The sequence below is a fragment of the Clostridium sp. AF37-5 genome, from assembly GCF_003477605.1.
Taxonomy (GTDB): Bacteria; Bacillota; Clostridia; order Lachnospirales; family Lachnospiraceae; genus Eubacterium_F.
The window spans coordinates 84,914-105,505 of the sequence record NZ_QUDR01000002.1 but is presented as its reverse complement, the minus strand read 5'-3'; the positions used below and the strand labels follow the sequence as shown (position 1 = coordinate 105,505).

The window sequence follows — 20,592 nt, the reverse complement described above, 5'->3', positions numbered from 1 at the left end:
ACCTCCGGTTCTTTTCATTTGCTGAATCAGTCCATAGTAGCCAGTACATTTCCTGCCTCAACCATATCACCAGAGTTCACATTGATACTTGCAATTGTACCATCCTGAGGTGCTACTACCTCATTTTCCATCTTCATAGCTTCGAGAAGAAGAATTACATCGCCTTTCTTTACACTCTGTCCGACATCTGCTTTTACAGCAAGAATTTTACCAGGCATTGGTGCTGTTACTTCAACAGAACCAGCACTACCGGATGCTGCCGGTGCTTTCGGAGCAGGAGCTTGTGCCGGTGCAGGAGCAGGTGCTGCCGCCTGAGCAGGTGCTGCCGGTGCTGCTGCGCCGCCTGCCTTCTCTTCTACTGTAACATCATATACGGTTCCATTTACTGTAATTGTATAACTTTTCATGTCAATATCCTCCTTAATTGAACGTACGTTTTTTTATTGAACGAATTACAAGTCCGTCTGCCGGTACACAAACACCGGTCTCAGCTTCCATCTGTGCTGCTATCGCTGCGGTAATTACCGCAATAATCTGGGTGTTATCCGAAACAGGTACTTCCTGTTTTGCTACAGCTTTTGCTGCCGGTTTCTCCTGTTTTGCTGCTTCCGGTTCCGCTTTCTTTTTCTCGAACATCTTTGGCACATATTTCAAGAGAAAGATAATGATGGAAATAAGAATCAATACAACAAATACCGTTCCCATACCAATCAAGGTGTTCATTACGGCCTCACCGGGACCCACGGTAGCATTTACTTTTTCTAAATCAAGCAATAACATCCTATCACCTCATTCCGAACATCTGTAATGCATAAATTAAGTGTTTCCGAATTTCACTGCCGGAAATCACATTATCCACATAACCTCTCTTTGCTGCCGCTGTGGCACCATCCTGAAGTGCATCAAACTCTTTTGCCTTTTCTTCCAATGCTTCTTTGGTATTTGCTGCCTGTGAAATTTCATCTTCACAGAGAATCTGCGCTGCAACTTTGGCATCCATAACACCAACTTTTGCAGAATCTAGGGCAAGAACCAAATCCGCTCCAATATGTTTGGAGTTCATTGACACATAAGCACTTCCGTATGCCTCACCTGTAATCACGTTAATACGCGGAACATCAGCACTTGCAAATGCATATGTCAAATCTGCAACTGCCTGAGAAATCGTTTTTTCTTCCTGCATATCTGCTGCATACTCTTTTACATTTGTTAAGGTAACAACCGGAATATTAAATGCGTCACAGAAATACATAAACTGCTCTGCTTTCTTACAGCCGGCAGTTGAAAGAATGCCTTCTTTCGCATTTGCAATCGCACCTACTGTAACTCCATCTAAGGAAAGAAGTCCGGTTACCATTTCTTTTCCATATTCTGCTTTTAATTCCACAAATTTTGTATCATCGGCAATCTGTGTCAAGGCAGCTTTTGCATCCGTTGCATAACCATCAAAGCCATCCAGTACACGATTTGGATCATCCGAATTTTCAACAACCACTGCTGCTCCTGCATTTGCCGGAAGTAAATCAATTAAGCTGCGGATTGTTGTAAATACTTCCTGTTCATTCTCACATACAATGTCCGCATTTCCACATTCTGCCTGGAATGCAGCATCGCTTGTGTCACATTTCTCAATACGGTTTCCTGCAATCGCATTTGGTGAATTTACAAACAGTTTTCCGTTTGTCTTTTCGATAATTGTAATATCACCTAATTTGGATGAAATCGCAACACCACCGCCACAAGAACCTAAAACTGCACTAATCTGAGGGATTACACCGGATGCATTCACTTTCGCCATGTAAATGTCGCCAAATCCGGCCAATGCGTCCATCGCCTCCTGTACCCGGATACCGGCACAGTCAATCAGTCCGATAACCGGTGCGCCCGCTTTCATCGCCATCTCATAAATTCCGGCGATTTTCTTCGCGTGCATCTCACCTACAGAACCATTCAAGGCGGTTACATCCTGACTGTAGATATAGACCAGATTTGAATTTACAACACCGTAACCGGTAATCACACCGTCTGCCGGCACTGCTTTTTCCTGCATGTTAAAATCGGTATTACGTTTGGTAATCATGCCACCGATTTCAACAAAACTGTTGGCATCAACGAGAGATTCGATACGTTCTCTTGCTGATAATTTTGCTGAGTTACTCATTTGCAGCCCTCCACTTTCTGTATTATTGTTTATATAAAACTCAAATTTTATCCAATTGTAATTGTAACGCTTTTTCAACCCCTTGGCAACAACTATTTGAATTATTTTTTCAAATTCCTCATATACTGTAAAAAAATGTCTGGTGGCCTTTTTATGAAACAAAAAAAATGCTTTGCCATCCTTTTATTATGTGCCCTGACCGCATTCCATATTCTGTGGGACAGACAATTTAGCTCCACCGATTCTTCGGATTTTGTTCCTGTTCTGCCGGAGCCTGTCATTCAAATCAACGCCATGGAGCAGACACCAAATCCACTTATTTTACACGCCTCCTATGCCTGCCTGATGGATGCCGGTTCCCATCGCATTCTATATAGTAAAAACACGGACAAAAAAGTGCCAATGGCAAGTACCACCAAAATCATGACCGCCCTTTTAGCACTGGAGTCAAATAAGCTTAACGATGTGGTCATTGCAAGCAAAAAGGCAGCCGGGATGCCAAAAGTCCATCTTGGTATGCAGCCTGGAAGACAGTATTATATGAAAGATCTTTTGTACTCTCTCATGCTGGAATCCCACAATGACACGGCAGTCGCAATTGCCGAACACCTTGGCGGCTCTGTTTCCGGTTTCGCAGCAAAAATGAATCAGAAGGCAAACCTTCTTGGCATGTCTTCGACTCATTTTATCACACCAAACGGACTCGACGCAAATGGTCATTACAGCACTGCTTCGGATATGTGTAAGCTCGCTTCCTATGCTATAAAAAACAAAGACTTCCTTTCTCTGGTGCAGACAAAATCTCATTCTTTTTCTGACTGCTCCGGAAAGTACCACTACAGTCTGACAAACCATGACGCTTTCCTTTCTTATTATGAAGGCGCGCTCGGTATCAAAACCGGATTTACCGGAAAAGCCGGTTACTGTTTTGTCGGAGCCGCAAAGAAAAACGGCATCACGCTTACCAGTTGTGTTCTTGCCAGCGGATGGCCGCCAAACAAGTCATTCAAGTGGAGTGACACAAAGAGTTTAATGGATTATGGTTTTTTTTATTTTCAGAAAACACCGCTTCCGGTTCAAAACCTTGCCCTTGCCAAAATCCCGGTAAAGGATGGCAAAAAAAAGTTTGTATCTCTCAAACCGATTATCCCGAAAGAAACACTTACTGCTTCCTTTGATTCTTTGAAAATCGTATACCGAATTCCGACTGCACTTTGTGCGCCAATACGAAAAAACACACCCATCGGAAGCATTTCTTTCTATATAAATAATAAACTTTTTCAGAAAACCGAGGTTTTCCCGTCAGAAAGCATTGAAAAATCCTGTTTTTCTGATACAATAAAACAAGTGTTGAATCAATGGATGGATATCTTTTGCCTATCATAAAAATATTTTCAAAAAAACTCTTTACTTTTGAAAGTAAACATGATATGGTATACGCATAGTACGTTTTACAAGAACGAAGGTGTTCTCATTCATGGGGACACCTTTCTTTTTTGTCAGGCGTCTGCAATTCAAATAACATGGGAAGGAAGGAATTAACTATGCAAAAAAATGTAATCGAAGATGTTTTTGGAACAAAAGTTTTTAACGACGATGTCATGCAGGAATACCTGCCAAAGAAGACATACGCCCAGTTGAGGGATACCATTGAAAATGGTGAGGAGCTGGCTCCTGAAGTAGCAAACGTGGTTGCTCATGCAATGAAAGAATGGGCATTAAAAAACGGTGCTACTCATTATACCCACTGGTTCCAGCCAATGACCGGTGTAACAGCCGAAAAACATGACTCATTCTTAAGTCCGGAATCCAATGCACACGCTGTACTTGAGTTCTCCGGTAAAGAATTGATTAAAGGTGAACCAGATGCTTCTTCTTTCCCATCCGGCGGACTCCGTGCTACATTCGAAGCCAGAGGTTATACTGCATGGGATTGTACATCACCGGCATTTCTCCGTGAGGATGCAATCGGTACGGTTCTTTGTATTCCTACCGCATTCTGCTCTTATACGGGAGAGGCACTTGACAAAAAGACTCCTCTTCTCCGCTCGATGGAAGCAATCAGCAAACAGGCTGTCCGCGTTCTGAACTTACTTGGCGATGAGGATGTTACCAATGTAAAATGTTCTGTAGGACCGGAGCAGGAATATTTCTTAATTGACAGAGAACAGTTTTTACAGCGTGACGACTTAATCTTTACCGGTCGTACATTGTTTGGACATATGCCGCCAAAAGGACAGGAATTGGATGACCACTACTTTGGTACAATCCGCGAGCGTCAGGCAGCATTTATGCGTGAATTAAATGATGAATTGTGGAAACTTGGCATTTTGTCAAAAACACAGCATAACGAAGTGGCTCCTGCTCAGCATGAGATGGCTCCGATTTACAGCACAGCAAACATTGCAACTGACCACAACCAGTTAGTTATGGAGACAATGAAAAAAGTGGCACGCCGTCACAATTTTGAGTGTCTTCTTCACGAGAAGCCATTTGCCGGCGTAAACGGTTCCGGAAAACATGATAACTGGTCTTTGGTTACTAATACAGGAAAGAACTTATTAAGTCCCGGCAAAACACCATATGATAACAAACAGTTCCTTCTGTTTTTATCCGCTGTTATCGCTGCTGTAGATGATAATGCCGCACTGTTACGTATGTCTGCTTCCAATCCTGGAAATGACCATCGCCTTGGTGCAAATGAGGCACCTCCGGCTATCATTTCTATTTTCCTCGGCGAGCAGTTAGAGGATATCGTAGAGCAGATTTTACAAAATGGTACTGCTACTCACAGTAATAAGGGCGAGCGTATGGATATCGGTGTACACACCATCCCACCAATCAAAAAGGATGCAACTGATCGTAACCGCACATCACCATTTGCCTTTACCGGAAATAAATTTGAGTTCCGTATGGTTGCTTCTTCCATGTCAATTGCCGGTGCAAATACCGTACTTAATGCAACAGTTGCTGATGTACTTCAGAGTATGGCTGACCGCATGGAAAAAGCAGATGACTTAGATAAGACTGTAGATGAAATTATTTACGAGACATTGAAAGAACATCAGAAAGTAATCTTTAACGGAAACGGTTACTCCGATGAGTGGATTGCAGAAGCTGAAAAACGTGGTCTTCCAAACGTAAAAACAATGGTAGATGCAACTGCTTCTCTTCTCTATCCAAAAACCATCGAGATGTTTGAGAGACAGCATGTTTATACAAAGACTGAGCTTGAGTCTCGTGCAGAGATTAACTACGAAGCTTACGCAAAAGCAATCAACATCGAAGCTAAGACAATGATTCATATGGCTTCTAAGGAATACATCCCGGCCATCATTAGTTATGTAACAAGTCTTGGTGATTCAATTAACAGCATTTCTGCTGCTTGTGCAGAAGCAGACTTGTCCGTTCAGAAAGATTTGCTTACTACATGCTCTTCTCTCCTTGCAAAAGCACAGACTGCTCTGTATGCTTTGAAAGATGCAGATAAGAAAGCAAATGCTATGGAAGAAGGAAAAGAACAGGCTGAATTCTTCCGTGACACCGTATTTACCGCAATGGCAGACTTACGTGCACCAATCGATGAGTTGGAAATGATTGTTGATAAAGAGTACTGGCCGGTACCATCTTACGGTGATATGCTGTTTGAAGTTTAATACAAATCAGAATATAACAAAAAAAATCCTCCCGCATATTTGCAGGAGGATTTTTTTAAGCATTTTTAGCAAGATACTCTCTCACTTCAATTAAATCCGGGAAAATCATGTAGGACAATTGTTCCATTTCTTTTGTTGGCTTTAACATATCCGGCACGTGCAACACTCTAAGTCCAGCCGCAGCAGCCGAGCGGACACCATTGTGTGAATCTTCAACTGCATATGTGTCTTTTGGATTTATTTTCATCTTTTCACATACATTTAAGTAAATGTCTGGTTCCGGTTTGCTTTTTTCTATCATGTCACCGCCAACTATAACCTCAAAGAAATCATATAAATTCGTCGCTTTTAACATTTCTTCCACACGCTGAACACGTGTCGAGGAAGCCAGACCAACCCGCCATCCATTAATCTTCAAAAACTGCAATAACTCTCTTGCACCGGTTTTTAACGGCACACCGTTTTTCTCTATTTTTTCATCAAACATTCGGTGCGTCTCCTCACGAAACTGTGCATAATCTAATTTATCGCCATACGTTTTGGAAAATACCTTTTTTGTTCCTTCCGATGACACGCCAATCACCTGATAAAAAACATCCTCAATACCGGTCAGCATAAATTTACCGGCAGCAAATTTCCAGCATGAAAAGACGAGATTTTCTGTATCAAACAGAACACCATCCATATCAAAAATTATCTGCTTTTTCATCCGGGTATTCATCTCCATTTCTTTATACATAGATTCTACCGCTTTAGTATAGCAAAAAATAGATGTAAAGGCAATTTGTATTAAAACATCCGCTCATGCATATATTATTATTGCAGATTTATCACATATACTGCTTGCATTTGGCGGATATGTGTGATAATATGTCTGTAGTGATTAGGTTGCAGAAACTTGCGATGCCTGCGACCGGAAGGAAGACCTGCGGGCCTTCCTTTTTTATACCAAAATTTTATGGGAGGATTTTTATGCAAAAGAAATTAACGAAACCTTTTATTACATACTTTGAACAATTAAATAACCTAATTCAAAAAAAGCATCTTAATATTTCCAATCTATCCTATGCCAAAAACAAATTACTAAACATTGGCTATTACTCTTTAATTGATGGCTACAAGGATATATTTTACAATCCAATGACAAGAACTTATGAAAAAGGTACAAACTTTACAGATATTGTTGCCTTATACGACTTCGATGAAAATCTTCGTTCGCTTGTTTTTAAATATATTTGCCATATTGAGCAAAAAATCCGTTCGCTGATTTCCTATTCTTTCTGCGAAGTTTTTTCTGAAAATCAAGCAGCATATTTAAACTCTGCAAACTATAATATTTCTAAAACAAATCGTTATCATATTTCAAAACTAATTTCTAAATTAACATATGAGGCCACAAAAAACACAGAACACAATTATGTTGTATATCAGCGAAATACCTATGGAAATGTTCCATTGTGGGTAATAATGAAAACTCTTACCATGGGACAAACTTCCAAAATGTACTCCTTTATGCACCCTAGCATAAAATCTAAAATCAGTATCCATTATGACAACATTACAGAAAAAGAATTAATCCAATATTTAAGGATTTTTACTATATTTCGTAATCTATGTGCACATAACGAGCGACTTTTTTCTTTCCAAACACGCTTTGAAATACCTGACACTGTATTACATAAAAAACTTGGCATTCCTCAAAAAGGTACCCAATATCTTTACGGCAAACACGATGTATTTGCATTATTAATAGCATTTCGATATATGCTTGACACAGAGGATTTTATAATTTTCAAGAGGAAACTAACCCAATTATTTAACACTTTTACAAAAGCAACCTCTCAATCCCAAAGAGACAAACTTCTCAAAGCAATGCATTTCCCACCGAATTGGTCAAGCATCACGCGCTACAAATTATGCTAGCAGTCGGTAATAATATATCATTTGCCTCCTGTCCTTTCATTTGATATACTATTGGTATGCTTAATTAGGAGGACTTTTTATATGATAACCATACCACTTGATAATACCAACTTAAAACCTTTTTATATACAGATTTATGAATACATCCGCAAAGAGATATTGAATGGAAATATTGCTGCAGAAGAAAAACTGCCATCGGCACGTAATTTAGCCGCAAACCTAAATGTGAGCCGGAGCACGGTGGATACCGCCTACGACCAGTTGGTTGCCGAAGGATATCTAGACGCCCGCCCAAGACAGGGATATTTTGCAAACCACGTTACGCATTTAAAGCAAATCCCGACTTCTGCTCCACAAAAAGAAAATAATAAAAAAAACACAAAGGAAGCACCACCGGTACGCTTTGATTTTAACCCGGATTCCATTGATTTAGAACATTTTCCTTATTCGATTTGGAAATCCATTGGAAAAAACCAGCTGGATTTACCATCCAATTTCAGTGCCGGTGATGCCAAAGGGGATTTGCCGCTTCGTCAGGCAATTGCGAATTATCTTCGTGGTTCCCGTGGGGTTATATGCCGCCCGGAACAAATTATCATCGGTGCCGGACTTTCCAATCTTCTTCAGATGTTGTGCATCCTTTTTTCCAGGGAAACCATATTTGCCATGGAAGACCCCGGATATTTGAGTGCGCGTCAGGTTCTCTCGACCAATGGTTATTCCATTCTGGATATTCCGCTAAAGGAAAACACCATGGATGTTTTGGCACTTGCAAAAACAAACGCAGACATCTGCTATGTAACGCCAAGTCATCAGTTTCCGCTCGGCAGTGTTATGCCGGTTTCCACCAGACAAAAGCTTCTGCACTGGGCAGAAAAGAAAGAAAACCGCTATATTTTGGAGGATGACCACGACAGCGAATTCCGCTATAAAGGAAAACCGATTCCCGCGCTGCAAAGTTTAGACAAAGCAGGAAAGGTCATCTATATCGGAACATTTTCCAAAGCCATTTCACCTGCTATAAGAACCGGTTACATGGTGTTGCCGATGGCATTGCTGCCACGTTTTGAACGTCTGATTGACAATTACTCCTGCCCGGTTTCACGTATTGAGCAGGCAATTTTAACCGATTTTATTAAACAGGGATACTTTGAAAAACACTTAAACCGCATGAGAAAAATATACAAAGGGAAACACGACTGCATGATGGAACAACTGCAGAAGTATTTCCCTGAAAAAATTCTTGAAATATCCGGCGACAATGCCGGGTTATATGTGCTTATCCGCTATTTGGGATCACAGCCTGAAGAAGAAATATTACGCAGGGCCAAAACACTTGGTATGCCTTTAAAATCATTAAAGAGATATTACCAGAATCTTCCTTTCCACTATCTTCCAACTTTTCTTCTCGGTTTTGCAAACCTCAGTGAAGAAACGATTCCGGATGCCATTCGCTCTCTTTCTGAGAAAGTATTTGCTTCGCCAAAACCGTATCTCTTGTAATCTGTTCTTTTAATTGCGTAAGAGAAGCAAACTTTCTCTCTTCCCGCAAAAATGAGACAAAGTATGCTGTTAATTCTTTGTCATATAAATCACCGGAGAAATTAAACAGCCAAACCTCAAAGCCGACTTCATTCCCACCGGGGATGGTCGGCTTTACTCCAAGGTTACAAATTCCTTTATACCTTTTTCCTTCTACATCAACAAAAACCGCATACACACCATATGGTGGCAGCACTTTATGTGCATCCGGATATATATTTGCCGTTGGTGTTTCCATCGTCCGTCCCAGTTGATTTCCCTTTTGTACTACACCGGTGAGAAAATAAGGTGTTCCCAAAAGTTCATTTGCCTGTTCCATCTTACCCTTTGCAATCAGTGAGCGGATTCTGGTACTGCTCACGACCTCACCGCCTAATTCCAATTTAGAAAGAACCGTTACCGAAAATCCAAGTTTTTCTCCTAACTGCTGCAGCGTATCCGTATCCCCGCTTCTGCCTGCACCAAACCGAAAATCACTGCCAACGATAACCGATGCGGCATCGCAGGTATCACACAATAATTTTTTTGCAAACTCCTCCGGCGTCTGGCTGCAAAATTCCTTCGTCAGAGGAATCTCAAGCAGACAATCAATTCCTAAATATTCTGCTAATTTTTCTTTTTCATAAGGCGTATACAAAACCTTCGCTTCATCCACGGAAAACGAAATCATAACAATCGGTTTGTTTTCTTTTTTTGCCTGTTCAATCAGCAGACGGTGCCCTTTATGAATCCCGTCAAATTTGCCGATACAAACCGCTGTCTGTTTTCCCTGAAACTCTAAATTTCGTATTATTTTCATACGTCATTCCTCAATTCTAAAACATCTTCACTACGAAATACTTATCCTCCTTTTGGCGGTATTCGTAAATCGCATAAAATTCATTCTCCATGGAATACATTCTTACCTGCTCTTTGTCTTTTGGTGTCTGATATGAAGTATCTTTTCTTGCAATGCAGTTTCCATTAAGTAAAAGGCGCAGTGCTTCATCCGATACCACACAGTCTTTTAAATCTGAAAACATGGCATCAATCGGAATCAGATAATCCTGTATCTTTCCCTCTTTTACTGCCTGCTCTATCTGCCCTAACGTAAGTGCCTGCTCTAAAAAAAACTCAGAAACACGAGTGCGCACAAGAGTTTTCATCGCCGCACCGCACCCAAGGAACTCTCCAATATCTTTGCAGAGTGTACGGATATACGTTCCTTTGGAACAGCTTACTTCCATCGTAAATTCATTTTCCGAAAAATCAATCGACAACACTTTAATTTCGTAAATTGTCACCTTGCGGGCTTTCCGCTCAACTTCTTTCCCCTGTCTTGCCAATTCATAAAGTTTCTTGCCATTTATTTTTATGGCAGAATACATCGGTGGAATCTGTTCGATTTCACCCACAAACTTAGAAACTGCCATTTCAATCTGTTCCTTCGTAATCGACACCGGATGATGGGAAAGAATTTCTCCTGTCATATCCTCGGTATTTGTCGTAACACCTAGTTTTACAACAGCACGATAAGTCTTATCTTTGTCCGTGAGAAGCCCGCAGACTTTTGTTGCCTTCCCTATGCATACAGGAAGCACACCGGTCGCATCTGGGTCGAGCGTTCCGGTATGCCCTATTTTTTTCATATGAAGAATGCCGCGCAGTTTTGCCACCACATCGTGAGAAGTAAAACCACGCTCTTTATATACATTAATAATTCCATTCATGTTTGACTACCCCAGCTGTTTTTCAATATGCCCGGTCAGATTATTGATTACATCAAATGCAGAGCCTTTAATGGCACAGCCTGCCGCTCTTACGTGACCGCCGCCACCAAAATAGCGGGCGATAACACTGACATCGACAATCTCATTCGAGCGCATGCTTACCTTAAACTCGCCCTGTTCTCTCTCATCAAGTAAAATTGCCACCTCGACACCCTCTGTCGTTCGCATTTCATCAATAATTCCATCCAAATCCGATGGCTTTGCCTCATACAATTTCATCACATTCTGACGCACAATAGAAAACAAACAGCGCCCATCCATAATGCGGACACTTTCCATCAGACAGCGTCCCATAATCTGAAGCTGTTTATACGTTTTTCGATAAAAACTATCATCGATAATCTTGCCAAACGGGATTCCAAAAGCAATCAGCTTTCCGGCAATTTCCATAGTCTCTTTTGTTGTGTTTGAATGTTTAAACACACCGGTATCATGGACGATTCCGGTATAGAGTGCACCGGCAATGCCGGCATCTAACTTTTCTTCCTCCATCAGACCATACAAAATCTCACAGGTTGAACTTGCTTCTTTTACAACATTTTCATTGCCAAACTTTGTATTTGTAATGTGATGATCAATATTTAACACATACGGCGTTTTTTCCATCACCTTTTGTGCATCACCAAGACGCTCCTCATCTCCGCAGTCAAGAGAAATGAACAAGTCGTAGGAAGGCTTTTCATAGAAAGCATCTTCTTCCTTTAGGTAATCAAAAGCATCCGGTATCTCTTCCACATAAACGCAGACCTGTTTGTCCGGATAATTCTTTTTTATGTACCGGAACAATCCCATGCAGGAACCGATACAATCGCCATCCGGGCGCACATGCCCGCCAATGGCAATCGTTTCTGCTTTTTCTATTGCTGACAGCAGTTTACTCATTCGCTGTCACCCCCGTCCTCATCACGGTGATTCAACTCGCGGATTTTCTTCGACATCTCCACACCATACTCAATGGACGTATCCAGAATAAATGTTAATTCCGGTGTATTCCTGAGATTCATACGGTGCGCTAACTGATGTCTGGCGTAAGCGGCACTCTTTTTGAGTCCCTCCATCGTCTTTTCCTTCGCCTCATCATCGCCGAGAACGCTCACATAAATTTTAGCGAATTTCAAATCCGGCGTTACTTCACAAGCCATCACCGAAGTCATCGGATGAATTCGCGGATCCTTAATGTCTTCGCGGATAATCTGGCTCATTTCACGCTGTACTTCGCTGTTAATACGAATATTTTTTACACTGTTTTTTCTCATTTTCCATCTCCGTTCCTAACGATTTGACTATCTCGGAACCTCAACCATCTTGTAGCATTCAATCTGGTCTTCTTCCTGCAAATCATTAAATCCATCAAATACAAGACCACATTCATAACCGGCAGCCACTTCTTTGACATCGTCTTTGAAACGCTTCAAACTTGACAAATCGCCCTCGAAAATCTGCTCGCCCTCACGCGTAATACGTGCACGACATCCGCGCTCAATCTTACCGTCCAAAACGTAAGAACCGGCAATCGTACCAACACCGGAAGCCTTGAATGTCTGGCGGACTTCTGCGTGAGCAATGACTTTCTCTTCATAAATCGGCTCAAGCATACCTTTCATCGCTGCCTCAATATCTTCGATTGCATCATAAATGACACGATACAAGCGCACATCTACATTTTCTCTGTCTGCTGTCTCTTTTGCTGCATTATCAAGTCGAATGTTAAATCCAATGATAATCGCGTTGGATGCACTTGCCAAACTTACATCGGACTCATTAATCGCACCAACGCCGCCATGAATCACACGTACAGCAACTTCTTCGTTACTTAATTTCACAAGACTCTGTTTTACAGCCTCAACAGACCCCTGCACATCAGCTTTGATAATCAAGTTCAATTCTTTGACATTACCTGCCTGAATCTGACTAAACAGTCCATCCAAAGAAAGTTTCTTTGCTTTTGTTTCCTCCAAAAGTTTATCTTTACCCTGGTCTACATAAGCCTGTGCAATCTGTTTTGCTTCTTTATCATTTTCTGTAGCAACAAAAATTTCTCCGGCACTTGGCACGCCATTCAGACCAAGAATCTCAACCGGTGTCGAAGGTGTTGCCTGTTTCACACGCTCTCCCTTGTGGTCAAGCATCGCACGAACTTTACCATATGCAGTTCCTACGGCAATATGGTCACCAACGTTTAATGTACCTTTCTGTACCAAAACGGTTGCAACCGGTCCACGTCCTTTATCCAGCTGCGCTTCAATTACAATACCTCTTGCACGGCGTTTTGGATTTGCTTTGAGTTCCAAAACTTCCGCCGTCAGAATAATCATTTCCAAAAGATTTGAAATACCTTCTTTTGTATGTGCCGATACCGGACAGAAAATCGTACTTCCGCCCCACTCTTCCGGAATCAGTTCATATTCTGATAACTCTTGTTTTACTCGCTCAATATTTGCGCCTTCTTTATCAATTTTGTTAATTGCTACAATAATTTCTACACCGGCTGCTTTGGCATGGTTAATCGCTTCTACCGTCTGCGGCATAACACCATCATCCGCTGCGACAACAAGCACTGCCACGTCTGTTGACTGTGCACCACGCATACGCATAGAAGTAAATGCCTCATGTCCCGGTGTATCCAAAAATGTAATTTTTTCACCATTAATGCGGACAACATAAGCACCGATATGCTGTGTAATACCACCAGCCTCATGCTCTGTCACATCGGTTTCACGAATGGCATCCAAAAGGGAAGTCTTACCATGGTCAACGTGACCCATTACGCAGACAACCGGTGGACGTTTTTTCATCTTGCTTTCGTCCTCTTCTTCCTCTTTCAGAAGTTCTGCTACCATATCTACTTTTTCTTCCAGTTCCGCAATAATATCGAAAGAAAGAGCAATTTCTTCTGCTTCATCAAAAGTGATTTCCTGATTCAGAGAAACCATCTGACCCTGCATAAATAATTTCTTAACCAAAGCTGCCGCCGGCATCTTCATCTTATCTGCCAATTCGCGGATGGTTAAAGATTCCGGAATTGTAATCTGCTTAATATCTTCTTCCGGCTCCTGTTTTACCGGTTCCGGCTTAATGAATGCACCTTTACGGTTCGGATCTTTCTTAGAGCGGATTCTGCTCATTTCTTCTTTTGTACTCTTGCGGTATCCGCCAGTCTTATTATTTCTATCATCTTTCTTACGGTTTCTCTGGCGGGAGTTTTTCTGCTCCTGCTTAATTCCGTCAAAACCACTCTGTGCCTTCTCGAAACGTTCAAATACGCGGTTATTATTGCCATTACCGTTTCCGTTTCGGCGGTTATCTCCGCGCGAATTTTGTCCATTGTTATTGCCGCGGCGGTCTCTGTCATTTCTGTCGTTTCGGCGGCCGTTGTTATTGCCATTATTCCCGCGGTTATCCGGACGGGAACCATTACCGTTTCCATTTCGGCGGTCTCTATCGTTTCTGTCATTTCTATCGTTACGTCCCTGACCGTTATTGTTTGGCTTACGGTAATTGTCGTTTTTCTTTAGCTGCTGAGGTTTCTGTGAAGAAACTTTTTTCTCTTCCGGCTTCTTCTCTGCCTTCTCTTCCGGCTTCTTTTCTTCCGGCTTTTTCTCCTCCGGCTTTTTCTCCTCCGGCTTCTTTTCTACCTTAGGTTCTTCTTTCTTTTCTTCCACTTTCTTCTCAACCTTAGGCTCTTCTTTTTTCTCAACCTTTGGCTCCTCTTTAACCGGTGCTTTTACTTCCTCTTTTGGCTCTGCCTTTGCTGCCGCTTTTTTCTTCTTGAAATAATTCATCAGAAATCCAATTGCTTCGTCTTCGATATTGCTGTTTGCACCTTTTACTTCGAATCCGTTCTCATTTAAAAGTGTTACCAAATCGCCACTTTTTATATTTTTGTCCTGCTGCTGTATGCTTCGGGCAATCTCATATATTTTCATTTTTGCCATACTTTGTTACCTCCAAATCTAAATTCTTGCCAATTGCTTTTGCAAATCCACTATTTGTCACCGCTACAGACGCCCGGAATTCCTTTCCGATTGCCTTGCCAAGCATTTCTTTGTCCCCAAACTCCACATAAGGAACATGGTAAAAATGACACGAATCTGCAAATTTCTTTTTGGTATTACCGGATGCATCTTTGGCGACTATAACGAGTCTTGCAATCCCCTCACGAATCGCTTTCTCCGTCATAAATTCTCCGCTGACCACATCGCCGGCCTTCATCGCCAGTCCTAAAGAACCAAGGACCTTTCTAATCTGTACCATCTTTTAACTGCCTTTCTAACAATAGATACGTTTCTTCTTTTACATTCATTCGGAATGACCGGCTTAGGGCGTTGCTTTTCCATGCTTTTTTCAAACACTCCTCATTCGCACAAAGATACGCTCCTCTGCCATTTTTTCGTCCCGTACGGTCAAGCATAATTTCGCCTTCCTTTGTTTTCACGACACGAATTAAATCCTGTTTATCCCTGCACGCTCTGCAGGCAATACACTGTCTTTGTGGTTTTTTTCGCTCCTGCATGCCGCATTCCTCCTTTCCATATCATAAAAGAACTTACGATAAACTTTGTGTTTCGCTCTTAATATCGATTTTGTATCCTGTCAATCGGGCAGCCAGTCTTGCATTCTGACCCTCTTTACCAATGGCAAGAGACAACTGATAGTCCGGAACAATGACCTCTGCACTCTTTTCGCTAGGATCAACCGTAACCGATACGACTTTGGATGGGCTGAGAGCATGCTCAATGAAAATAGCCGGATCTTCGTTCCACTCTACAATGTCAATTTTTTCTCCATATAACTCATCAACTACAGCATTGACACGCGCACCGTTCATACCAACACAGGCACCTACGGCATCCACATCAGGATTGTTGCTGTAAACCGCAATCTTAGAACGGGAACCTGCTTCACGGGATACATTTTTAATTTCCACAACACCACTCTGAATTTCAGCAACTTCGGATTCAAACAAACGTTTTACCAGTTCCGGATGTGTACGTGAAATCACAATTCTCGGTCCTCTTGGTGTATCCTTTACTTCTGTTACATAAAGCTTAATTCTGTCATGTGCCTCAAAGTGCTCACTTGGAACCTGCTCCTGTTTGGTAAGTACGGCATCAATTTTGCCAATATTTACATTATAATTTCCATTGTTATAACGCTGTACCATACCGGTTACAATATCATGCTCTTTTTCATAATACTGCTCAAACAGCACTTTTCTTTCTTCTTCACGAATTTTCTGAACAACAACCTGTTTTGCTTTCTGGGCTGCAATACGTCCAAAGTTTTTCGGTGTCACCTCAATACTGACGGTCTCACCAAGTCCGGTTCCCGGATATTTCACCTCTGCCTCTGTCTGAGACATTTCAAGCATGGCATCCTCTACTTCTTCTACGACAACCTTATCCTGATACACATGGAACTCGCCTGTCTCACGGTCTAAATTCACACGGATGTTATCCGCTTTTCCATACTCATTTTTGCATGCTGCCACAAGTGAATTTTCAATAGCCTCAAGCAAAATCTCTTTGCTGATATCCTTTTCTTTCTCAATGGCATTTAATGCCTCAATTAATTCCGGATTTCCTTTCTTTGCTGCTGTCTTTTTCATTTTTTCTATTATCCTCCTATTCAATCATTCTATCGTATGTCTGCAACGACTTAAAAAGTTATATATTTGCGAATCAGCGCAATTTCTTTGACCGGCGTTTCCATCTCTCTGTCATCCATTGAAAGAACAATCGTCTCCGTATCTTCCCGATATTCCTTCAATACACCAACAAATTCTTTGGCTGAATATTTTTTACCTTTTTCTTCCCATGTAACCGGTGAAAACAATTTCATCTCCACATCCTCACCGATGTTTCTCATAAAGTCTTTCGGCTTCTTAAACGGGCGCAGTAATCCCGGCGAACTGACTTCCAAAATATAAGATTCCTCAATGAAATCATCTTTGTCCATCTCATCACTCAGCTCGTGATTTACAAGGGTAAGGTCATCAATTGTAATACCGCCTTCCTTATCAATATAAACCCGAAGATGCCAGTTTCCCGCTTCCTTGACAAATTCCACATCTACCAGTTCAAATTGGTATTTTTGCAGAATCGGCTCTACTAAAGCCTCTGTCTTTTGTACATAGTCCTGATGTTTACTCAATTCAAAACCTCTTTTCTTTAGCCGGAATGACTTCCGTCTGTATTTGAATCTACACGAAAAGAATGAGTGGACCAAAGTCCACTCATATCAATTAACAGTATCTTCATATAATAAAGTAACACAATTTCCTATGTTTGGCAAGAACTTTTTTATTTTAATGCTTCAATCATTGCCTCATAAGACTTCTTTGGTACATAAGTATATACCGTTTTGTACTTACCGGTTGTCTCATCCTTAACTCTTGCGCTCTTCCTTGTAAAGAATAGCGGCTTGCAGCTGCCGCGCCAGGATGTCTGATCGCTGATTCCCCATACCGTAATGCCGGTAATTCCTTTCGGGCTTATGGTCTTGTCACGGTTTTTCTGAATATCCACAATCTGCTTAATAAAATCTTTTGTAAAGGCAGCCTGGTCAGCTTCAGTTTCCTTTTCATTTTTATAAGCATATGTCGGCGTTCTTCCATCGGTTTCGTCCGTATCAAAATTAATCGTAATATCAAGCTCCGTAATCTGAACTTCGAGTCCTGCATTAATAAATGCTTTTAATGCATTTCCATACTCTTCGAGAGTCGGACGCTTAATATCCACGTGGCTCTGCATACCGATACCGCCACAGATTTTCGCTTCTTCTCCCTCATTAATATAGGAAATAAGGGCAAGTTCATCGTCTACACTAAAATATGTATCATAATCATTGTAGAACAACGTAACTTTATCCTGAACATTTTCCTTTTTCAATTCGTCATAAGCATATTCAAATGCAGCTTTTACATATGTAGGCTTCAATCCCATATCACCGTATACACTAACCCATGTTGTCGCTGCGGCAGCATTCGAACGATGAATGTATTCATTTAACACATCCCATGCATATACGATTGAACCAACTTCTCCGGTCAATTCTTTTTCTTTCTGCATCGTATATCTCATTACTGTTCGAACAAAGAATTCAAGACGGGCATTCATCGTTGCTTCATCTACAACCGCCTCGTCATCATCGTAATTCTTCTTAAAAAACCATGTTGGTGTCTGCTGATGCCACATCAGAGTATGTGCACGCATACGGATGTTATGCTGTTTGGCAATTGCAAGTACACCATCAATCGTTTCCAATGTAAGTTCCGGAACTGTGGATTCCTTGTAATCGTCACTAATCACATATCCTTTTGCCTTGGCATCTGCAACAGAAATTGTAGTCTTTTTATTCAGCATGTTATCCGGCTTCATTTCATTTTCCAATGTAAAACTATTGAAATGTTTGTCGACAAATTCCATGGTACTTGCATCCTGCATTTCCTTACGCTTATTCCATGTCTGGTTATAAGTCAAACATGTTCCGACATTGTCAATCACACCTTTAAAAATTTCTTTCATTGCCGGTGTCGTATCCTGTGGTTCGGCAGTTGCGGTTGCCGTCGGTTTAACTATCGGCACTTCCGTTGCCTTTGGCGCATTGGAAGGTGATGTTATTGGCGTATTCACCGGGGTCTTAGTCACTTTAGGTGCTTTCTTTTTCACCGTAATTTTACAAACCAGCTTCTTTGTTTTCTTACCTTTTTTAATTATTGCTGTCAAAGTAGTCTTACCGGCTTTCTTTGCCGTCACTTTCACTGCATATTTACCGCTCTTTTTGAAAGATGCAACCTTTTTACTTTTCATCTTCCATGATACTTTATACTTCTTCGCATTCTTTACGGTAATCTTTTTTGTTTTCCCAACCGTAATTGATACGCTCTTTTTTGATAGTTTCGGCTTGGCAGCCGCCTCTGATGTAATCCCCTGTACTCCGGCAAATGAACTAATAACCATTGCCGCTGTGAGAACCTTGGCGAGTACCACCTTTGTTTTTCTCATGATAAATAATGCCTCCTTCGCATGTATAATGTCTATGACTATATAATATATTATATATACTGTCAGTGTCAACATAAATGTACTATTCTATTCTAAAAGTGAAATGGTCTGTATATGGTGGCATGAATTCAGAAAAAAAAGAAAGATCTCCTGACCTTTCTTAAAAAAATTTTAAATAAATATAGTAGTCCGTAGGGGAATCGAACCCCTTCAAAAAACGCCATAACCAACGTAAATTCGTTGTTTTTAACTTTTCTCTTTGATTACTTTTGATTACTTTTTGATTACCTTTGTGTAAAATCACAAATCCGCAACATGATTGATTATGTTCTTTTTTTCGGTATAGTTCATTCGGTTCCTGTAATAGTGCTTTTTAGTTGTCTTAATATCCGTATGTCCCATTTGGTTAATAACCAAGGATTCTTGGACATTGTTATCAATCAATATACTTCCATATGTTTTCCTGATTTTATGCGGAGACTTCATCGTGATGTCAAGTTTCCGGCAAATATTCCTTAATCTTTCGCGAAAAACATATGTACGGATTCGTTTTCCTCTTCGTTCAAATAAGTATTCGCCAAACGGATTTAATAGCCTTATTCGATTTAGAATCCTTATTCCGCTGTCTGGGACAACAACATCACGGATTCCGGCCTCAGTTTTAGGAGAATCTCTCACTTCGTAAACTATATTCCCCGCATCATCGTTGTAATGAATTTCTGTTTTTGAAATATGAATTACATTTTGCGTAATGTCAGTTTTTTTGAGTGCTGCGAGCTCTCCAATTCGTAAACCAGTCTTAAATAATAAGAAAATACCAAGATTTACTATATCTGGATTTTCTTTTAGATAATCTAAAACTTTTGGCAACTCATCGGTAGTAAAGACTTGCTCGTCATCACTTTTAACATTTCTACGAAATAGTTTTTTTGAAATATCCATATCGTTCATTAATTCGGAAATGCTAAATGATACCAACCGTTTTCGTCTTGCCAACTTAAATATGCCAAGTATTAAAGTCCTTAGATTACTAAATCCTTTTTGCGTCAATTTGCAATTATAAATGGCATCAAGAACAAATTCTTCTATATCATACTCTGAAATACTTTTTATCTTATGTTTGCCGAAATCTAAAAAGCATTGTTCGTATTGCCGATTATACCGGTCCCTCGTTGCTTTTGTGATTTCTTCTCGTTGAACCTTTCCATTTATCCATTCTGAATATATATCAGATATTGTTGGATTGCTCTCTTGTTTTTTCCAGTATGCTATAATTTCATCCTTGATAAGTTCTTCTGTATTTCTCTTTCTTAGTACCCTGCCTTTTTCCTTATCTGGAAAATAAGAGTACCATTTACCGTCCTTTCCTTTCCATATCTTGTATGGATGCTTACTTAATAGTTCTTCATTTCTTTGCATTTTAATTTGTTCCTGTATAAATACAGAATCTATCATATCATTATCTATAGCATATTGCAATATTTCGCTTTTTGGTATATCTATATTAGTCATTTAAAGACCGTCCTTTTTATGTA

19 protein-coding genes are annotated in these 20,592 nt (G+C 40.7%); 4 read left to right on the top strand and 15 right to left on the bottom strand.

Annotated elements, in window-relative coordinates:
• Positions 1-26: 26 nt before the first annotated feature.
• From DW019_RS02005 to DW019_RS01995, 3 genes are read right to left on the bottom strand one after another with little or no spacing between them, the layout of a single operon-like run.
• Positions 27-407, bottom strand: a complete 381-nt coding sequence (locus DW019_RS02005) for a biotin/lipoyl-containing protein (RefSeq protein ID WP_022375814.1) — start codon at positions 405-407, stop codon at positions 27-29.
• Between the two features lie 13 nt (positions 408-420).
• On the bottom strand, positions 421-780 hold the full coding sequence (locus DW019_RS02000) for an OadG family protein (protein ID WP_022375813.1): 360 nt from the start codon (positions 778-780) through the stop codon (positions 421-423).
• 4 nt (positions 781-784) lie between these two features.
• A complete protein-coding gene (locus DW019_RS01995; RefSeq protein WP_117477774.1) occupies positions 785-2,161 on the bottom strand; it encodes a carboxyl transferase domain-containing protein in 1,377 nt (458 codons plus the stop codon).
• Between the two features lie 153 nt (positions 2,162-2,314).
• Between DW019_RS01995 and DW019_RS01990 the strand changes: the two genes are divergently transcribed.
• Together DW019_RS01990 and DW019_RS01985 are read left to right on the top strand one after the other, a co-directional pair.
• The gene (locus DW019_RS01990; protein WP_181974896.1) at positions 2,315-3,547 is read left to right on the top strand and encodes a D-alanyl-D-alanine carboxypeptidase family protein; all 1,233 of its coding nucleotides are present in this window, start codon (positions 2,315-2,317) and stop codon (positions 3,545-3,547) included.
• Positions 3,548-3,705: 158 nt separating this feature from the next.
• On the top strand, positions 3,706-5,817 hold the full coding sequence (locus DW019_RS01985; protein ID WP_117477772.1) for a glutamine synthetase III: 2,112 nt from the start codon (positions 3,706-3,708) through the stop codon (positions 5,815-5,817).
• Positions 5,818-5,872: 55 nt separating this feature from the next.
• Here the strand turns inward: DW019_RS01985 and DW019_RS01980 are convergent, their stop codons facing one another.
• Positions 5,873-6,526, bottom strand: coding sequence for an HAD family phosphatase (locus DW019_RS01980; protein WP_181974895.1), 654 nt, complete (start codon positions 6,524-6,526; stop codon positions 5,873-5,875).
• Positions 6,527-6,789: 263 nt separating this feature from the next.
• Between DW019_RS01980 and DW019_RS01975 the strand changes: the two genes are divergently transcribed.
• On the top strand, positions 6,790-7,740 hold the full coding sequence (locus tag DW019_RS01975) for an Abi family protein (protein ID WP_022375808.1): 951 nt from the start codon (positions 6,790-6,792) through the stop codon (positions 7,738-7,740).
• An 81-nt stretch (positions 7,741-7,821) separates the two neighbouring features.
• Positions 7,822-9,243, top strand: coding sequence for a PLP-dependent aminotransferase family protein (locus DW019_RS01970; protein ID WP_117477770.1), 1,422 nt, complete (start codon positions 7,822-7,824; stop codon positions 9,241-9,243).
• Here DW019_RS01970 and DW019_RS01965 read toward each other — a convergent pair.
• The 11 genes from DW019_RS01965 to DW019_RS01915 all read right to left on the bottom strand — a co-directional run bounded on the left by DW019_RS01965 (position 9,164) and on the right by DW019_RS01915 (position 20,569).
• A complete protein-coding gene (locus DW019_RS01965; protein ID WP_118442356.1) occupies positions 9,164-10,081 on the bottom strand; it encodes a bifunctional riboflavin kinase/FAD synthetase in 918 nt (305 codons plus the stop codon). The two genes, DW019_RS01970 and DW019_RS01965, sit on opposite strands and share 80 nt — an antisense overlap.
• 16 nt (positions 10,082-10,097) lie before the next feature.
• Positions 10,098-10,991: a tRNA pseudouridine(55) synthase TruB gene (gene truB / locus DW019_RS01960; protein ID WP_117477768.1), complete on the bottom strand. Its 894-nt coding sequence runs from the start codon at positions 10,989-10,991 to the stop codon at positions 10,098-10,100.
• A 6-nt stretch (positions 10,992-10,997) separates the two neighbouring features.
• Entirely contained in the window at positions 10,998-11,933 is a 936-nt protein-coding gene (locus tag DW019_RS01955; RefSeq protein ID WP_117477767.1) for a bifunctional oligoribonuclease/PAP phosphatase NrnA, read from the bottom strand.
• On the bottom strand, positions 11,930-12,307 hold the full coding sequence (gene rbfA, locus DW019_RS01950) for a 30S ribosome-binding factor RbfA (protein WP_022375803.1): 378 nt from the start codon (positions 12,305-12,307) through the stop codon (positions 11,930-11,932). The genes DW019_RS01955 and rbfA overlap by 4 nt, the downstream gene beginning before the upstream one ends.
• A 27-nt stretch (positions 12,308-12,334) precedes the next feature.
• Entirely contained in the window at positions 12,335-14,986 is a 2,652-nt protein-coding gene (gene infB / locus DW019_RS01945; RefSeq protein ID WP_118442355.1) for a translation initiation factor IF-2, read from the bottom strand.
• Positions 14,964-15,305, bottom strand: coding sequence for a ribosomal L7Ae/L30e/S12e/Gadd45 family protein (locus DW019_RS01940; protein WP_117477765.1), 342 nt, complete (start codon positions 15,303-15,305; stop codon positions 14,964-14,966). Before DW019_RS01940 ends, infB begins: the two co-directional genes overlap by 23 nt.
• The gene (locus DW019_RS01935; RefSeq protein ID WP_022375800.1) at positions 15,292-15,564 is read right to left on the bottom strand and encodes a YlxR family protein; all 273 of its coding nucleotides are present in this window, start codon (positions 15,562-15,564) and stop codon (positions 15,292-15,294) included. The genes DW019_RS01940 and DW019_RS01935 overlap by 14 nt, the downstream gene beginning before the upstream one ends.
• Before the next feature lie 33 nt (positions 15,565-15,597).
• Positions 15,598-16,659 carry a transcription termination factor NusA gene (nusA, locus tag DW019_RS01930; protein WP_022375799.1) on the bottom strand — a complete coding sequence of 354 codons (1,062 nt, stop codon included), beginning with the start codon at positions 16,657-16,659 and terminating at the stop codon, positions 15,598-15,600.
• A 50-nt stretch (positions 16,660-16,709) separates the two neighbouring features.
• On the bottom strand, positions 16,710-17,204 hold the full coding sequence (gene rimP / locus DW019_RS01925) for a ribosome maturation factor RimP (protein WP_118442354.1): 495 nt from the start codon (positions 17,202-17,204) through the stop codon (positions 16,710-16,712).
• Between the two features lie 149 nt (positions 17,205-17,353).
• Positions 17,354-19,057: an endo-1,4-beta-xylanase gene (locus DW019_RS01920; protein ID WP_182431016.1), complete on the bottom strand. Its 1,704-nt coding sequence runs from the start codon at positions 19,055-19,057 to the stop codon at positions 17,354-17,356.
• 300 nt (positions 19,058-19,357) lie between these two features.
• On the bottom strand, positions 19,358-20,569 hold the full coding sequence (locus tag DW019_RS01915; protein WP_118442352.1) for a site-specific integrase: 1,212 nt from the start codon (positions 20,567-20,569) through the stop codon (positions 19,358-19,360).
• Positions 20,570-20,592: the final 23 nt, after the last annotated feature.

What these genes read in the sequence shown, in the direction of transcription:
- DW019_RS02005 (WP_022375814.1), bottom strand. Translation starts at nt 407, where the DNA reads ATGAAAAGTTATACAATTACAGTAAATGGAACCGTATATGATGTTACA.
- DW019_RS02000 (WP_022375813.1), bottom strand. Translation starts at nt 780, where the DNA reads ATGTTATTGCTTGATTTAGAAAAAGTAAATGCTACCGTGGGTCCCGGT.
- DW019_RS01995 (WP_117477774.1), bottom strand. Translation starts at nt 2,161, where the DNA reads ATGAGTAACTCAGCAAAATTATCAGCAAGAGAACGTATCGAATCTCTC.
- DW019_RS01990 (WP_181974896.1), top strand. Translation starts at nt 2,315, where the DNA reads ATGAAACAAAAAAAATGCTTTGCCATCCTTTTATTATGTGCCCTGACC.
- DW019_RS01985 (WP_117477772.1), top strand. Translation starts at nt 3,706, where the DNA reads ATGCAAAAAAATGTAATCGAAGATGTTTTTGGAACAAAAGTTTTTAAC.
- DW019_RS01980 (WP_181974895.1), bottom strand. Translation starts at nt 6,526, where the DNA reads ATGAAAAAGCAGATAATTTTTGATATGGATGGTGTTCTGTTTGATACA.
- DW019_RS01975 (WP_022375808.1), top strand. Translation starts at nt 6,790, where the DNA reads ATGCAAAAGAAATTAACGAAACCTTTTATTACATACTTTGAACAATTA.
- DW019_RS01970 (WP_117477770.1), top strand. Translation starts at nt 7,822, where the DNA reads ATGATAACCATACCACTTGATAATACCAACTTAAAACCTTTTTATATA.
- DW019_RS01965 (WP_118442356.1), bottom strand. Translation starts at nt 10,081, where the DNA reads ATGAAAATAATACGAAATTTAGAGTTTCAGGGAAAACAGACAGCGGTT.
- truB (WP_117477768.1), bottom strand. Translation starts at nt 10,991, where the DNA reads ATGAATGGAATTATTAATGTATATAAAGAGCGTGGTTTTACTTCTCAC.
- DW019_RS01955 (WP_117477767.1), bottom strand. Translation starts at nt 11,933, where the DNA reads ATGAGTAAACTGCTGTCAGCAATAGAAAAAGCAGAAACGATTGCCATT.
- rbfA (WP_022375803.1), bottom strand. Translation starts at nt 12,307, where the DNA reads ATGAGAAAAAACAGTGTAAAAAATATTCGTATTAACAGCGAAGTACAG.
- infB (WP_118442355.1), bottom strand. Translation starts at nt 14,986, where the DNA reads ATGGCAAAAATGAAAATATATGAGATTGCCCGAAGCATACAGCAGCAG.
- DW019_RS01940 (WP_117477765.1), bottom strand. Translation starts at nt 15,305, where the DNA reads ATGGTACAGATTAGAAAGGTCCTTGGTTCTTTAGGACTGGCGATGAAG.
- DW019_RS01935 (WP_022375800.1), bottom strand. Translation starts at nt 15,564, where the DNA reads ATGCAGGAGCGAAAAAAACCACAAAGACAGTGTATTGCCTGCAGAGCG.
- nusA (WP_022375799.1), bottom strand. Translation starts at nt 16,659, where the DNA reads ATGAAAAAGACAGCAGCAAAGAAAGGAAATCCGGAATTAATTGAGGCA.
- DW019_RS01920 (WP_182431016.1), bottom strand. Translation starts at nt 19,057, where the DNA reads ATGAGAAAAACAAAGGTGGTACTCGCCAAGGTTCTCACAGCGGCAATG.
- DW019_RS01915 (WP_118442352.1), bottom strand. Translation starts at nt 20,569, where the DNA reads ATGACTAATATAGATATACCAAAAAGCGAAATATTGCAATATGCTATA.